Origin of the sequence: Ramlibacter pinisoli, assembly GCF_009758015.1 — a bacterium.
Classification (GTDB): domain Bacteria; phylum Pseudomonadota; class Gammaproteobacteria; order Burkholderiales; family Burkholderiaceae_C; genus Ramlibacter; species Ramlibacter pinisoli.
On the sequence record NZ_WSEL01000009.1, the window covers coordinates 482,377 to 498,075 of the forward strand.

10 protein-coding genes are annotated in these 15,699 nt (G+C 71.8%); 7 read left to right on the forward strand and 3 right to left on the reverse strand.

The genetic code is table 11. The annotated features are described in order from the left end of the window. Positions 1-11 precede the first annotated feature (11 nt). Positions 12-5,060 (forward strand): malto-oligosyltrehalose synthase, encoded by a 5,049-nt coding sequence (locus GON04_RS16825; RefSeq protein ID WP_157399206.1) that lies wholly within the window; start codon positions 12-14, stop codon positions 5,058-5,060. Then, entirely contained in the window at positions 5,057-6,529 is a 1,473-nt protein-coding gene (gene glgA, locus GON04_RS16830; protein WP_157399207.1) for a glycogen synthase GlgA, read from the forward strand. The genes GON04_RS16825 and glgA overlap by 4 nt, the downstream gene beginning before the upstream one ends. Before the next feature lie 6 nt (positions 6,530-6,535). On the opposite strand, the gene GON04_RS16835 is transcribed toward glgA, so the two are convergent. Then, on the reverse strand, positions 6,536-7,453 hold the full coding sequence (locus GON04_RS16835; protein WP_157399208.1) for a LysR family transcriptional regulator: 918 nt from the start codon (positions 7,451-7,453) through the stop codon (positions 6,536-6,538). A 110-nt stretch (positions 7,454-7,563) separates the two neighbouring features. On the opposite strand from GON04_RS16835, the gene GON04_RS16840 reads away from it, so the two are divergent. Beyond that, a complete protein-coding gene (locus tag GON04_RS16840) occupies positions 7,564-8,211 on the forward strand; it encodes an FMN-dependent NADH-azoreductase (RefSeq protein WP_157399209.1) in 648 nt (215 codons plus the stop codon). Between the two features lie 163 nt (positions 8,212-8,374). After that, positions 8,375-9,466 carry an MBL fold metallo-hydrolase gene (locus GON04_RS16845; protein WP_157399210.1) on the forward strand — a complete coding sequence of 364 codons (1,092 nt, stop codon included), beginning with the start codon at positions 8,375-8,377 and terminating at the stop codon, positions 9,464-9,466. Positions 9,467-9,750: 284 nt separating this feature from the next. On the opposite strand, the gene GON04_RS16850 is transcribed toward GON04_RS16845, so the two are convergent. Continuing rightward, a complete protein-coding gene (locus GON04_RS16850) occupies positions 9,751-10,779 on the reverse strand; it encodes a sulfate ABC transporter substrate-binding protein (protein WP_157399211.1) in 1,029 nt (342 codons plus the stop codon). 115 nt (positions 10,780-10,894) lie between these two features. Here GON04_RS16850 and GON04_RS16855 point away from each other — a divergent pair, with 115 nt between their 5' ends. Beyond that, positions 10,895-11,167: an oxidative damage protection protein gene (locus tag GON04_RS16855; RefSeq protein ID WP_181653618.1), complete on the forward strand. Its 273-nt coding sequence runs from the start codon at positions 10,895-10,897 to the stop codon at positions 11,165-11,167. A 9-nt stretch (positions 11,168-11,176) separates the two neighbouring features. Further along, on the forward strand, positions 11,177-12,994 hold the full coding sequence (gene mnmC / locus GON04_RS16860; protein ID WP_181653619.1) for a bifunctional tRNA (5-methylaminomethyl-2-thiouridine)(34)-methyltransferase MnmC2/FAD-dependent 5-carboxymethylaminomethyl-2-thiouridine(34) oxidoreductase MnmC1: 1,818 nt from the start codon (positions 11,177-11,179) through the stop codon (positions 12,992-12,994). Here the strand turns inward: mnmC and GON04_RS16865 are convergent. Next, positions 12,969-13,688, reverse strand: coding sequence for a response regulator (locus GON04_RS16865; RefSeq protein WP_157399213.1), 720 nt, complete (start codon positions 13,686-13,688; stop codon positions 12,969-12,971). The two genes, mnmC and GON04_RS16865, sit on opposite strands and share 26 nt — an antisense overlap. A gap of 193 nt (positions 13,689-13,881) precedes the next feature. Here GON04_RS16865 and GON04_RS16870 point away from each other — a divergent pair, with 193 nt between their 5' ends. Next, positions 13,882-15,693, forward strand: coding sequence for a nitrite/sulfite reductase (locus tag GON04_RS16870; protein ID WP_157399214.1), 1,812 nt, complete (start codon positions 13,882-13,884; stop codon positions 15,691-15,693). Positions 15,694-15,699 lie beyond the last annotated feature (6 nt).

Below are 15,699 nucleotides of genomic sequence, written 5' to 3' on the forward strand. Positions count from 1 at the left end.
CGCGCCCTCCCATGAGCCTCGACCAGGACGAGACCGACCTTGCGCAGCAGGCCGAGCGCCACGGCGTGGCGCTGCGCTACCACTCCTTCTGGGGCGAGGACAAGCAGGTGGCGCCCGAAGTGCTGGCGCAGGCCCTCACGAGCATGGGCCTGCACCGGACGCCGCCGACCGGCGACGAGTCCCTGCCGCCCGTGCAGGTGGCGCTCGAGGGCGATCCCATCCGCCTCGCCTGGCGCGCCCCCGCACCGGCCACCGGCTGGCGGCTCGCGCCCGAGCAGGCGTCGGCTGCCGGCTACAGCGGCGCCGTGGAGCGCCACGGCGACAGCTGGGTCATCGACCTGCCGCCCTCGCTGGCCACCGGCTACTGGCAGCTGACGGTCGACGGCGACGCAGCCGCGCGTTGCCTGGTGGTGGTGGCGCCGCGCCGCTGCTGGGCCCCCGACGCGCTGCTCGGCGGCCAGCGCTGGTGGGGCTGCACCATCCAGCTGTACGCCCTGCGCTCATCGCGCAACTGGGGCATCGGCGACTTCGGCGACCTGCGCCGGCTGGTCGACACGGCCGCGCGCCAGGGCGCCTCGTTCATCGGCCTGTCGCCGCTGCATGCGCTGTTCCCGCACCGGCCGGAGGTGGCGAGCCCCTACAGCCCGTCCAGCCGGATGGCGCTCAATCCCATCTACATCGACGTGCAGGCGCTGGCCGAACTGGCGGGCAGCGAGGAAGCCAGCCGCAAGCTGCACGGCGAGGAGTTCCAGGACCGGCTGCGGCGGCTGCGCGACGCCGAGATGGTCGACTACCCGGGCGTCGCCGCCGCCAAGGAGGAGATGCTGCTGGCGCTGTGGCGGCATTTCGAGCAGCACGAGCTGCACCCCGACCGCTCGCGCGGAGCGCACTTCGCGCGCTTCATGCAGGAGCGCGAGTCCACGCTGGGCCAGCACGCGCTGTTCGAAGCCCTGCAAGGCCACCTGTTCGCACAGGACCCGGGCGTGTGGGGCTGGCCGGCCTGGCCGGAGGCCTACCGGGATCCGCAGGGCGAGGCCGTCCAGGAGTTCCGCCGGACCCACGCCTCGGCGATCCAGTTCCGCTTCTGGCTGCAGTGGCTGGCCGAGGTGCAGCTGGAATCGGTGCAGCGCTACGCGCGCTCGCGCGGCATGGGCCTGGGCCTGTACTGCGACCTCGCCGTCGGCGTGAACGAGGGTGGCGCCGAGACCTGGGTCCAGCCGTCGCTCTATGCGCTGGGGATGCACGTGGGGGCGCCACCCGATCCGCTGAACGCGCTGGGGCAGGACTGGGGCCTGCCGCCGCTCAACCCGGTGCAGCTGAAGGCCGCGCGCTACCAGCCCTTCATCGAGACCCTGCGTGCCAACATGCGGCACAGCGGCGCGCTGCGCATGGACCACGTGATGGCGCTGATGCGCCTGTTCTGGATCGGCGGCCAGGGCGGCACCTACGTCAGCTACCCGCTGGCCGACCTGCTGGGCATCCTGGCGCTGGAAAGCCACCGCCACCAGTGCATGGTCATCGGCGAGGACCTGGGCAACGTGGCGCCGGCAATGCGCGAGGCGATGCGCGAGCGCACCCTGCTGTCGTACCGGCCGCTGCTGTTCGAGCGCGGCGAGGACGGCAGCTTCCGGGCACCCAGCGACTGGCAGCCGCAGGCGCTGGCGGTGGTCAGCACGCACGACCTGCCGACCCTGCGCGGCTTCTGGCTGGGCGAGGACCTGGAACTGCTGGGCAAGCTGAACCTGTTCCCGGACGGCCCCGCGCAGGACCAGGCCGTGATCGCGCGCGCGCAGGACCGGGCACGGCTGCTGATCGCGCTGCAGCACCAGGACCTGCTGCCGCCCGACACCAGCACGCAACCGACTTCGGTGCCCGATGCCACGCCGGCCTTCACCGCCGCGGTCTATGCCTTCCTCGCCCGCACCCCCTGCTGGCTGGTCGGCGTGCAGCTGGAGGACGTCACCGGCCAGCTGCTGCAGGTCAACGTGCCGGGCACCACCGAGGACCGATTCCCCAACTGGCGCCGCAAGATCGCGGTCGCCGTCGAGGACCTGGCGGCCGACGAGCGCTTCGCCGCCGTGGCGGCCGTGCTGCGGGCCGAGCGCAGCGGCCCGGCCCCCGACGTCGGCCCCACCGAGTTGCCCGACCTGGCCACGGCGCGCATCCCGGTCGCCACCTACCGGGTGCAGTTCCACGAGGGCTGCAGCTTCGCCGACGTGACCGAGGCGGTGCCCTACCTGCACCAGCTGGGCATCAGCCACCTGTACAGCAGCCCCTACCTGCGGGCGCGGCCGGGCAGCACGCACGGCTACGACATCATCGACCACACGGCGCTCAACCCCGAGGTGGGCGACGAGCGCGACTTCGAGCGCCTGTGCCATGCACTGCGGCGCCATGGCATGGGCCAGATGCTGGACCTGGTGCCCAACCACATGGGCGTGCTGGAGGCCGACAACGCGTGGTGGCTGGAGGTGCTGGAGCACGGCCAGGCCTCGGCCCACGCGCACACCTTCGACATCGAATGGGCGCCCTCGGCGCCCGAGATGCGCGGCCGGGTGCTGCTGCCGGTGCTGGGCGACCAGTACGGCCGCATCCTCGAATCGGGCGAGCTGCAGCTGACCTTCGCCGCCGAGACGGGCGAGTTCGGCCTGCGCTACTGGGACCACCGCTTCCCGATCGACCCGGCGACCTACCCGGACATCCTGTCCGTGCTGCCGGCACCGCCGGCGCAGGACGAGGCCGAGAGCGACAGCCATGCCGTGGTGGCGTCGGTGCTGGCGTCGTTCGAGCGCCTGCCCGCGCGCGACAGCCAGGACGACGAGCAGCGCCGCGCCCGCGTGCGCGACGCCGCCATCTACAAGCGCCAGCTCGCCCGCCTGGTGTCCCGCAACGACTGGCTGGCGCACTGGATCGACAGCTGCGTGCAGCGCCTGAACGGCCAGCCCGGCGAGCCGGCCAGCTTCGACCTGCTCGACCGGCTGGTGTCGCGCCAGGCCTACCGGCTGGCCGACTGGCACGTGGCCAGCGACGACGTGAACTACCGCCGCTTCTTCGACGTCAACACGCTGGCCGCGCTGCGCATGGAGCGGCAGGAGGTGTTCGAGGCCACCCACGCCCGCGTGCTGCAGTGGCTGCAGGACGGCCACCTGGATGCGCTGCGCATCGACCACCCGGACGGCCTGTCGGACCCGCAGCAGTACTTCCAGCGGCTGCAGGCCCGCTTCGCGCGGCAGGCCGAGGTGGCCGGGCGCGAGCCGCGCGCGCTGTACCTGGTGGTCGAGAAGATCCTGGCCGAGCACGAGCCGCTGTCGCACCTGTGGCCGGTGCACGGCGACACCGGCTACCGCTTCGGCAACCTGGTCAACGGGCTGTTCGTCGATACGCGCCAGGTCGGCGCGCTGGACCGCGCCTACCGGCAGTTCACCGACGAGCACGAGGACTTCGGCGAGATCGCCTACCAGTGCAAGCGGCTGATCATCGGCACCTCGCTGTTCTCCGAGCTGAACTGGCTGGTGGAGGCGATCTACCGCATCTCGCGCGCCAACCGGCGCCGCTGCGACTTCACCCGCAACCGCCTGCGGCTGGCGCTGGCCGAGATCGCGGCCGGCTTCCCGGTCTACCGCACCTACCTGCGGGTGGGCGAGAACCCGAGTCCGGCCGACCGGCGCCACATCGACTGGGCCGTCGCTTCGGCCAAGCGCCGGTTGGGCGGCTCGGAAGCCGGCGTGCTGGACCATGTGCGCGAGGTGCTGCTCGGCGAAGGCGAAGCCTCCGACGTGCCGGCCGACCAGCGCACCCGCTTCCTGGCCCGCTGGCAGCAGTTCACCGCACCGGTGATGGCCAAGGCGGTCGAGGACACCGCCTTCTACCGCTACCTGCGCCTGACCTCGCTCAACGAGGTGGGCGGCGAGCCGGCCAGCTACGGCATCTCGGTGGCCGCCTTCCACGGCTCCAACCAGGCGCGCGCGCGGCACCGCCCGCAGTGCCTGCTGGCCACTTCAACCCACGACAGCAAGCGCGGCGAGGACCTGCGCGCCCGCATCGACGTGCTGTCGGAGGTGCCGCAGCCGTGGGCCGAGGCGCTGCAGCGCTGGGCCGGCTGGGCCGAGCTGTACCTGGGCGAGACCGACGCCGGCATCGCGCCCTCGCGCAACGACATCTGGCTGCTGTTCCAGACGCTGGTCGGGCTGTGGCCGGTGCAGCTGCCGCACGCGCAGGAGCGCGAGGACCTGCGCCGGCGCGTGCAGGAGTACATGCGCAAGGCGGTGCGCGAGGCCAAGCGCCACACCAGCTGGGTCTGCCCCGACCAGGCCTACGAGGATGCGCTGGCGCGCTACGTCGACGCCGTGCTGCGGCCCGGCCAGCCCAATCCCTTCGTCGACGAGCTGCAACGCTTCACGATCCGGCTGGCGCCCTGGGGCTTCCGCAACAGCTTGGCGCAGGTGGCGCTGAAGTTCACCGTGCCCGGCGTGCCTGACCTGTACCAGGGCTGCGAGCAGTGGAACTTCAGCCTGGTCGATCCCGACAATCGGCGGCCGGTGGACTTCGGCAAGCTGTCCCGCTCGCTGGCCGAGCTGCAGGCGCAGTGCGCCGGCGGCCTCCCGTCCACGCTGCAGTGGCAGCAGTTGCAGGCCCAGGCGGCCGACGGGCGCGTCAAGCAGCTGGTGACGTGGCGGCTGCTGCAGCTGCGCCAGCGCTGGCCCGACCTGTTCCGCGACGGCCTGTACCAGCCGCTGCCGGTCGAGGGCGAGGCGGCCGACCACGCGCTCGCGTTCGCCCGCACGCTGGGCTCGCGCGCCGTGGTCGTGGTGGCGGCGCGGCTGGCCTGGACGTTGTGCGGCGGCGACGAGGCGCGCTGGACGCCCACGGCCTGGAGCCGCACCCAGCTGCGCCTGGGCGAGTGGGCGATGCTGCGCCGCTGGTCGCGCTGGCGCCACTGGTTCACCGGCCAGGACCTGCACGCACCGGCCGAGTCCGGCGCCCTGCAGCTCGACGCCGTGTTCTCCGGCGCCGCCGGCCTGCCGTTCGCGGTGCTCGTGGCCGAGGAGGCCGAGGCATGAAGATCCTGTTCGCCACCCCCGAGTGCGCGCCCTGGGTGAAGACCGGCGGCCTGGGCGACGTGAGCGGGGCACTGCCGGCGGCCCTGGCTGCGCTGGGCCACGACGTGCGCGTGCTGCTGCCGGCCTACCGCGGCATGCGGGTGAGCGGCGAGCTCGGCGATGGCGTCGACCTGCCCGCCCGGGGCCCCTGGCCGGCGGCGCAGTTGCTGCCGGTGAAGGCCGACAACGGGGTCACGCTGCTGCTGCTGGCCGCGCCCTCGCTCTACCAGCGCGCCGGCGGCCCGTACGTCGACGCCGGCGGGGCCGACTACCACGACAACGTGCTGCGGTTCGGCTTCCTCGGCCGCATCGCCGCCCTCCTCGGCACGCCGGCCAGTCCGCTGGGCGACTGGAGGGCCGACATCGTGCACGCCAACGACTGGCCGTGCGGCCTCGCGCCGCTTTACCTGCGGCAGGCGCGCGAGCTGGCGCCGCGGCAGCCGATGGCCGCCAGCGTCATGACCATCCACAACATGGCCTTCCAGGGCACGTTCGCGATGGACAACGCCGACCGGCTGGGCATTCCCGGCATCTGGCGCGGCATCGACGGCGTGGAGTTCTGGGGCCAGCTGTCGATGCTCAAGGCCGGCCTGCAGTTCGCCGACGCGATCACCACCGTCAGCCCGACCTACGCGCGCGAGATCCAGACGCCGGCGTTCGGCGTCGGCCTGGACGGCGTGCTGCGGGCGCGCTCGGCGCACCTCACCGGCATCCTGAACGGGATCGACACGGCGGCCTGGAATCCCGCCTCCGATGTGCAACTGCTGCACCACTTCAGCGCCGGCGACCTGGCCGCCAAGGCGCGCAACAAGGCCGGCCTGCAGGCCCAGCTCGGGCTGGCCGCCGCGCCGCAGGCGCCGCTGTTCGGCGTGGTCAGCCGCCTGACCTCGCAGAAGGGCATCGACCTGGTGCTGCAGAACCTCGACGCCGTGCTGGCCGGCGGCGGCCAGCTTGCCGTGCTCGGCCTGGGCGACCCAGCGCTGCAGGCCGCGCTGCGCGACGCGGCCGCGCGCGCGCCGCGCCAGGTGCACGTGACGCTGGGCTTCAACGAGCAGCTGGCCCACCGCATCGAGGCCGGCGCCGACTGCTTCCTCATGCCCTCGCGCTTCGAGCCCTGTGGCCTGAACCAGATGTACAGCCAGGCCTACGGCACGCCGCCACTGGTGAATGCCACCGGCGGCCTGGTCGACTCGGTCGTCGACGCCGACGACGATCCCAAAGGCGGCACCGGCTTCGTCATGCGCTCGGCGGACGCTGCCGGCTTCGCCGAGGCCCTGGGCCGGGTGCGCCAGGCCTGGCAGGACCCGGCACGCTGGCGTCGCATCCAGGCCAACGGCATGGCGCGCCCGTTCGGCTGGGACGCCAGCGCGCGGCGCTACCTCGAGGTCTACGCACAGGCGATGGCGGCGGCCGCCGAACCCGTCGCCTGAGCAGGATCAGGGGCACTCCTGGCGGAACGCCTCCTCGGTGAGGTGCTCGCCGAGAAAGTCGAGGAAGCGGCGCACCGCCGGCACCATTCCGCGCCGGGACGGAAACACCGCATGCACCACGCCCGCCGGCGGCATCCACCCGGGCAGCACGTGCTCGAGCCGCCCTTCGCGCACGTCGCGCGCGCACATGTAGTCGGGCAGCACGGACATGCCCAGTCCCTGCAGCGCGAGGTACTTGAGCGCCAGCAGGTCGTCGGCCGTGTGCAGGGGCCGGTGCTGCAGGTCGTGCTCGCGACCGCCCGGGCCCAGCAGGCGCCAGGAGGCGCGCCCGTCGGCCGCCGACATCGCGACCGTGGGCAGCCGGGCCAGGTCCTCGATGCCGTGCGGCCGGCCCAACCGGTCGAGCAGGCCCGGGGTGGCCAGCAGCCAGCTCCAGGTGCGGCTGAGCTTCTTGACCACCAGGCTGCCGCTGTCGTCGACGCTCTGGCGCACCCGCAGCGCCACGTCGACGCCCTCCTGCACCAGGTCGACCACGCGGTTGGTGACCTGCATGTCCAGGCGCACCTGCGGGTGCCGCTCCAGGAACAGCGGCAGCACCGCGCCGACCATGGTCTGCGCCAGCGTCACCGGACAGGTGACACGGATGGTGCCGCGCGGCTCGCCATGGACCACCGCCACCGCTTCCTCGGCCGCTTCGGCCTGCTCGCGCATGGCGACGCAATGGCGGTGGAACTGCTCGCCGGCTTCGGTCAGGGACAGCTTGCGGGTGGTGCGCTGCAGCAGGCGCACGCCGAGGTGCGCCTCCAGGTCGGCCACCCGGCGCGACAGACGCGATTTCGGGATGCCCAGGGCGCGGCCGGCGGCGGCGAAGCCGCCGCGGTCGACCACCTCGGCAAAGAAGAGCATGTCGTTCAGGTCGCGCATCGTCGTTCCACTGTTAGAACAATCTATCGCGGATTGGCCGTCTTATCAACGATTCGCTTCATGCCCACAATCTTTCCATCGGCAAACACTGTTCAAGGAAGGACCCCACCATGAAGCTGCTCCACATCGATTCCAGCCCCCTCGCCGGCAACTCCGTGTCGCGCCAGCTCAGCGCCAGCGTCGTCGAGCAGTGGCAGGCCGCCAACCCGTCGACCGTGGTCGAGTACCTGGACCTGGCGGTGGACGCCCCCAGCCACCTCGACCAGGACTCGCTCGGCTTTCGCCTGGGCCTCGGCGCCGAAGGGCTGACCGACGCCCAGCGGCGCGAGAACGCCCTGTCGGAGCGGCTGGTGAGCCAGTTCCTGGCTGCCGACGTGGTGGTGGTCGGTGCGCCGATGTACAACTTCGGCGTCCCGAGCCAGCTGAAGGCCTGGATCGACCGAGTGGCCCAGGCCGGCCGCACCTTCACCTACACCGCGCAGGGACCGCAGGGCCTGGCCGGCGGCAAGACGGTGATCGTCGCATCCAGCCGGGGCGGCATGTACTCGACCAACCCGGCCCTGGCGGCGCTCGACCACCAGGAGAGCTACCTGAAGGCGGTGTTCGGGTTCTTCGGCATCACCGACGTGCGCATCGTGCGCGCCGAGGGCGTGGCGATGGGCGAGGCCGCGAAGCAGCAGGCACTCGATGCCGCCCAGGCGCAGATCGAAGTCGCGCTCGACACGGCACAGGAGCCGCAGTACGTCGACGCGGCCTGAGGCCGCACCCCACGCAGCGCCGCCGGCCCGACAGGCCGGCGGCGCTTGCCCTATGCTCGGGCCCCCTCCACCCGGGCGCCCACGGCGCTTCCACCATGCCCGCACGCGGCCTCGCGCGGCTCGTTGCCACCGCCTCCACCGACGGCTGCACGGGTGGGGCGCGATGAGCGTCCTGCGCTGGTTGCGCCTGTCGCTGGTTGCCTTGCTGGGCGGACTGGCGGGCTTCGTGGATGGCGCATGCGATCCGCGCCTGGCCCGCTCGCCGCAATTCGTGGCGCAGGATTGCACCTTCCGCAACGCGCCCAATCCCGATGCGCTGCCCAGCCGCGGCAGCTGGGACATCTGGAGCCGCTTCCTCTTCGCCGGCAAGCCCGAGGGCACGGTGCCGGTCGACCCGATTCCGCTGCGCCCGCTCGATCGCGCCGCGCTGGAGGCGCTGGACACCGACGCCAACCATGTCGTGCGGCTCGGCCACTCGTCGCACCTGCTCAAGCTGCGCGGGCGCTACTGGCTGATCGATCCGGTGTTCGGCCCGCGCGCCTCGCCACTCAGCTGGGCCGGGCCCCAGCGCTTCCATCCTCCGCCGCTGGCCGCGACGGAACTGCCGCCCATCGAAGGCCTGATCCTCTCGCACGACCACTACGACCACCTGGACCGGCCGACCATCCGCGCGCTGATCGGGCGCGTGCAGCGCTACTTCGTGCCGCTGGGCGTGGGGGCGCGCCTGGTGGCCATGGGCGTCGAGGCCGACCGCATCGAGGAATTCGACTGGTGGCAGGAAGGCAGCTACGGCGACATCGTGCTCACCGCCGCGCCGGCGCAGCACTTTTCCGGCCGCACCCCGTTCGACCGCAACAGCACGCTGTGGGCGTCGTGGTCGATCCAGAGCGGCGGGCAGAAGATCTTCTACAGCGGCGACTCGGGCTACTTCCCGGGCTTTCGCGAGATCGGGCGCCGCCTGGGCGGCTTCGACCTGGCGCTGATGGAGAACGGCGCCTACGACGGCTACTGGCCCTCGGTGCACATGGCCCCGGAGGAGACCGTGCAGGCCTTCGAGGACCTGGGCGCCCGGGTGCTGTACCTGGTGCACAACAGCACCTTCGACATGGCCTTCCACGGCTGGCGCGACCCGCTCGAGCGGGCCGCGGCCATCGCCGAGCGCAAGGGCCTGGAGCTCGCCACGCCCGAGATCGGCGAGGTCCTCACCATCGGCAAGCCGCGCGAGAACAGGCGCTGGTGGCAGGGGCTGCGCTGAGCGGCCCGCCGAGGGCACCGATGCCGTCATTGCGGGCTTGACCCGCAATCCATCTCCCATCCGTGGTTCAGGTGCAGCGGCGTTCCGGAGATGGATGCCGGGTCGGGCCCGGCATGACGACATCTGCTGTGGCACGACGCGTTCTTCCCTCACGCATCACCGTCATTGCGGGCTCGACCCGTAATCCATCTCCCGATCCTGGCCCAGGTGCGGCTCGTCCCGGAGATGGGTCCCGGCGTTCGCCGGGATGACATTGCCCGCGCCGCAAGCGGCGCGGCGCGATGTCACTTCCTCGTGTAGATCTGGTCGAAGCTGCCGCCGTCGGCGAAGTGCTCCTTGTCGGCCTTGCCCCAGCCGCCGAAGGCCTGGTCGATGGTGAACAGGTTGATCTTCGGGAACTGCCTGGCGTACTTGGCCTGCGCCTTCTGCGACGCGGCCGGCCGGTAGAAGTTCTTGCCGATGATGTCCTGGCCCTCTTCGGAGTACAGGAACTTCAGGTATTCCTCGGCCACCGCACGGGTGCCGCGCTTGTCAACGTTCCTGTCCACGACCGTGACGCCGGGTTCGGCCAGGATGGACAGCGTGGGCACCACGACGTCGAACTTGGCGCCGAACTCCTTCTCGAGCAGGAAGGCCTCGTTCTCCCAGGCGATCAGCACGTCGCCCTGGGCACGCTGGGCGAAGGTGATGGTGGAGCCGCGCGCGCCGGTGTCCAGGACGGGCACGTTGCCATAGAGCTTGGCGACGAACTCCTTGGCCTTGGCGTCGCCGCCGTACTTGCGCTTGGCAAACTCCCACGCCGCCAGGTAGTTCCAGCGCGCGCCGCCCGAGGTCTTGGGGTTGGGCGTGATGACGCTGATGCCGGGCTTGACCAGGTCGTCCCAGTCCTTGATGCCCTTGGGGTTGCCCTCGCGCACCACCAGGATGATGGTGGACGTGTACGGCGAGGCATTCAGCGGCAGGCGCTTCTGCCAGCCGTCCTTCACCCAGCCGCCGTTCTTCACCAGCGCGTCGGTGTCGCCGCCCAGGGCCAGCGTGGCCACGTCGGCCTCCAGGCCGTCGATGATGGAGCGGGCCTGCTTGCCCGAGCCGCCGTGCGACTGCTTGATGCTCACGTCCTGGCCGGTCTTGCCCTTCCAGTATTTGGCGAACGCCTGGTTGTAGTCGACGTACAGCTCGCGCGTGGGGTCGTACGACACGTTCAGCAGCGTCACGGCCGGCTGCTGTGCAAAGGCCGACACGGCGGGCAGGCCCAGCGTTGCCGCCGCGGCGGCCGCCAGGGGAATCTTGATAAAGTCGCGGCGAAGGCTCATGGAAATCGATGCCCGTTGTGGTTGACGGGCCGCATTCTTCCGGCGAGCCGCGCAAAGGGGAACGATGGAGTTCTCACTTGCATATCCGCATAAGCACATTCCTGGAGTCGTTCACGTGGCGCGCACCGTTCAATGCATCAAGCTGGGCCGGGAGGCCGAAGGCCTGGATTTCCCCCCCTACCCCGGCGAGCTGGGCAAGCGCCTGTACGAGAACGTCAGCAAGGAAGCCTGGGCCGCCTGGCTCAAGCACCAGACCATGCTGGTGAACGAGAACCGCCTCAACCTGGCCGACCAGCGCGCCCGCGAGTACCTCAAGCGCCAGATGGAAGCGCACTTCTTCGGCGGCGGTGCCGACGTGGCACAGGGCTACGTGCCGCCCAGCGCCTGAGCGCCGCCCGTGTCCGAGCCGGTCGCGTGGTCGCCTGACGGCACGCCGCACAACGCCCGGTTCGGCGACATCTACCGCAGCACCAGCGGCGGCCTGGCACAGGCGCGCCACGTGTTCCTGGCCGGCTGCGGGCTGCCGCAGCAGTGGGCCGGGCAGCGCCAGTGGCGCGTGCTGGAGACCGGCTTCGGCCTGGGGCTGAACTTCCTCGCGACCTGGGCCGCCTGGAAGGCCGATCCACAGCGCCCCACCGTGCTGCACTTCGCCTCGGTCGAGGCCTACCCCGTCGCGGCCGAGGACCTGCTGCGCAGCGCGGCCCTGCATCCCGACCTGGAACCGCTCGCCCGCATGCTGGCGGCGCAGTGGTGGGGCCTGGTGCCGGGCGTGCACCGCATGGGTTTCGAGGGCGGCCGGGTGCTGCTCACGTTGTCCGTGGGCGATGCGCGCGCGATGCTGGCCGAGCAGGCATTCAGCGCCGACTCGGTGTTCCTCGACGGCTTCGACCCGCAGCGCAATCCGGCCATGTGGGACCTGCCGCTGCTCAAAGCCGTCGCCCGCCTGTGCCGGCGCGGCACCACGATGGCCACCTGGACCGTCGCCGGCGCAGTGCGGCGCGAGCTGCAGCAGTGCGGTTTCGTGCTCGACAAGGTGACCGGGCTGCCGCCCAAGCGCGAATGCCTGCGCGGCCGCTTCGATCCTGCCTGGGAGCTGCGCCGCGCCGAGCGCCCGGCCGTCGAGCCGTCACGCGCCGTGGTCGTCGGCGGCGGGCTCGCGGGCGCCGCGGCCGCCAGCAGCCTGGCCCGCCGGGGATGGCAGGTCGACGTGCTGGACGCAGCGCACCAGCCGGCCAGCGGCGCCTCGGCATTGCCGGCCGGGCTGCTGGCCCCGCATGTCTCGCCGGACGACAACCTGCTGGCGCGGCTGTCGCGCAGCGGCGTGCGCATCACGCTGCAGGAAGCGGCGTTGCGCTTGCGTGCGGGAGAGGACTGGGCCCACAGCGGCGTCCTGCGCCGGCGCGGCGCCGACGAGCGTGCGCCTGCCGACCTGGGGCCGTGGGGCGACGCCTGGCAGCGCTGGCCCGGGGGCAGCCCGCGCGAGCTGTGGCACCCGGCGGCCGCCTGGATCAAGCCGGGGCGGCTGGTCCAGGCCTGGCTCACCGGCGATGGCATCCGCTGGCGCGGCGGCGTGCGGGTGCACGGGCTGGAGCGGTCGGGTGGGCAGTGGCAGCTGCTCGACGCGGACGGCCTGCAGATCGCGCAGGCCCCGCTGGTGGTGGTCGCGGCGTCGCTCGGCAGTGCCGCGCTGCTGCCGGATCTCGCCGCCCTGCACCCGGTGCGCGGCCAGGTCAGCTGGGACCTGCTCGGCGACGGCGAACCGCTGGCGGGGGCGCCGGTCAACGGCAACGGCCACCTGCTGCCGCAGGTGCCGCTGGAGGCCGGCACCTGCTGGCTCAGCGGCTCCACCTACGGCCGGGGCGATGCCGATGCCGCCCCGCGCGCCGAGGACCAGCAGGCCAACCTGGCGCGGCTGCGCGCCCTCCTGCCCGCTGCCGCCGATCGGCTGGCGCCCGCATTCGCCGCCGGCACGGTGCGGGCCTGGAGCGGCGTGCGTTGCGCCTCGGCCGACCGGCGCCCGCTGGTAGGCGACGTGGCGCCGGGCCTGTGGGTGAGCACGGCGATGGGATCGCGCGGGCTGACGTTTGCCGCCCTGTGCGCCGAGCTGCTGGCGGCCCGGCTGCATGCGGAACCGCTCCCCCTGCCGGTGCGGCTGGCGGCGGCGCTGGACGCCCGGCGCCACGCCGGCGTCACACCTTCTCGAGCAGCGCCTTGATCTTGGTCGGATGCGGCGGCTTGGCCAGCATCAGGGCCACGCCGCTGCCGTGCGCCTTCATGTGCTCGCGCGTCGACACGGTGTCCTTGGTGACCACCACCACCGGGATGCGGGGCTGCGCGGCAGTGACCTGCCGCACCAGATCCCAGCCGCCCAGGCCGGGAAGCCCGAAGTCGATGAAGGCGACCTGGTAGCGGTTGTTCCGCACCAGCTCCATGGCTTGCGGACCGGTTTCGGCCTCGTCGGCCTGGGTGATGCCGGCCAGCGCCAGCCGGGCGCGCAGGTAGAGCCGCTCGGCACGGTCGGGGCTGGCGATCAGCGCCCGGCGGACACCCGACGCCGGCTCGGCCACGTCCAGGTCGAAATCGAGCGGCTCGACCGGCCTGAACAGCTCGTCCATCGCGGCGATGACCTCGGGCCAGCGCAACGGCCGCTGGAAGCTGCGCCAGGCCCGCGCCGGCGCATGCGGACCGACCCAGACCATCCTGAGCTTGTCGTTCAGGGGCGACTCGAACTCGACCCTGGCCTCGTAGGACTCGCTGTCGATCAGGGCCAGCCCGGGCTCCCCTCGCGTCTCGGGCGTCCACAACGCGAAGCCGTTGCCGCTGTCGCCGGACACGCGGAAGAGCGTGTTGAGCGCATGGCGCTCCACGTCGTCGAAGCCGACCACCTTGACGAACACCCGCTGGCCCATGGTTGTGTCCTGCTGCCCCCTTGGCGGGGCGGATTATGGCCGGGCTGGCGGCCGGGCGTGCGGGCCCTTATCCGGGATTAGCTCATGACGGCCCGCAAACCCGCGGGGGTACTGGCGCATATGCATATCCGCATAAGCGACGAAGAAAAAAATCGTTTGTCGCCATATGCCCCTCCCGTACAGTTGCGGCCCTATGTATCAGTACACCGAGTTCGACAAGGCGTTCGTGCGTGCGCGCGCGGCGCAGTACCGGGACCAGCTGGAGCGCAACCTGGCCGGCCAGCTGAGCGACGACGACTTCCGCCCGCTGCGCCTGCAGAACGGCTGGTACCTGCAGCGCTACGCGCCGATGCTGCGCGTGGCCGTGCCCTACGGCGAGATCTCCAGCATGCAGTTGCGCGCCCTGTCGCGCATTGCGCGCGAGTACGACCAGCCCGATGCCGCCCTGCTGCGCGACGCGCAGGAGAAGCAGCTCGCCCTGGGCGAGGTGCCCGTGCCCGGCGGCACGCCGGTGGTCACCCGGTTCAAGACCGGCTACGGCCACTTCACCACCCGCACCAATGTCCAGTTCAACTGGATCCCGCTGGACAAGAGCGCCGACGTCATGGACCTGCTGGCCAGCGTGAACATGCACGGCATCCAGACCAGCGGCAACACCATCCGCAACATCTGCACCGACGAGCTGGCCGGCGTGGCGGCCGACGAGATCGCCGATCCGCGGCCGTTCGCCGAGATCCTGCGCCAGTGGAGCACGCTGCATCCCGAGTTCGCCTTCCTGCCGCGCAAGTTCAAGATCTCCATCAACGGCGCCGAGGAAGACCGCGCGGCGCTGGGCTGGTACGACATCGGCCTGCAGCTGCTGAAGGACCCGGCCGGCGAACTGGGCTTCCGCGTCCAGGTCGGCGGCGGCATGGGCCGCACGCCCATCATCAACAGCGTGGTGCGCGAGTTCCTGCCCTGGAACCAGCTGCTCAACTACGTAGAGGCCTGCATCCGGGTCTACAACCGCTACGGCCGCCGCGACAACCTGTGGAAGGCCCGCATCAAGATCCTCGTGAAGGCCGAGGGCCAGCGCTACATCGACCAGGTGGAAGAGGAGTTCGGCCGCATCCGCGCCGCCGGCGCCGCGCACACCATCACCCAGGCCGAGTACGACCGCGTGGCCGCCTGCTTCGTGGCCCCGGCTGCCAAGCCGGCCTCCAGGGACGCCCGCATGCTGGACATCGTGCGCGCCGACGCCGAGGCCGACCCCGAGTACGACCGCTGGCTGGTGCGCAACGTGCACCCGCACCGCAACCCGCAACTGCGCTCCGTCACCCTGTCGTTCAAGCGACTGGGCCAGGCGCCCGGTGACGCCGACGCCGACCAGCTGGCCGCCGCAGCCGACCTGGTCGACCGCTTCTCATCCGGCGAGGCACGCGTGACGCACAGCCAGAACCTGCTGCTGCCCTGGGTGCACCAGGACGACCTGCCGGCGCTGTGGGCCGCCGCCCGCAAGCTGGGCCTGGCGCGCGCCAACATCGGCCTGCTGACGGACATGATCGCCTGCCCGGGCGGCGACTTCTGCTCGCTGGCCAACGCGCGCTCGCTCCCGATCGCCGAAGCCATCACGCAGCGCTACCAGGACATGGACGAGCTGCACGACATCGGCGAGATCGACCTGAACATCTCCGGCTGCATCAACAGCTGCGGCCACCACCATGCCGGCCACATCGGCATCCTCGGCGTCGACAAGGACGGCAAGGAGTGGTACCAGGTCACGCTGGGCGGCGCCGACGGCTCGCACCTGTCGGGCCCGGCCGTGCCGGGCAAGGTGGTCGGACCGTCGTTCTCCGCCGCCGAGGTCCCCGAGGTGATCGAGGCCGTGCTCGACACCTACCGGCGCGAGCGCATCACCGTCGACGGCAAGGGCGAGACCTTCATCGCCACCGTGCGGCGCATCGGGCTCGACCCCTTCAAGGCCGCCGCCAACGCGGCCCGTTTCACCGAGCGGGAGCTCGCATGACCTTGC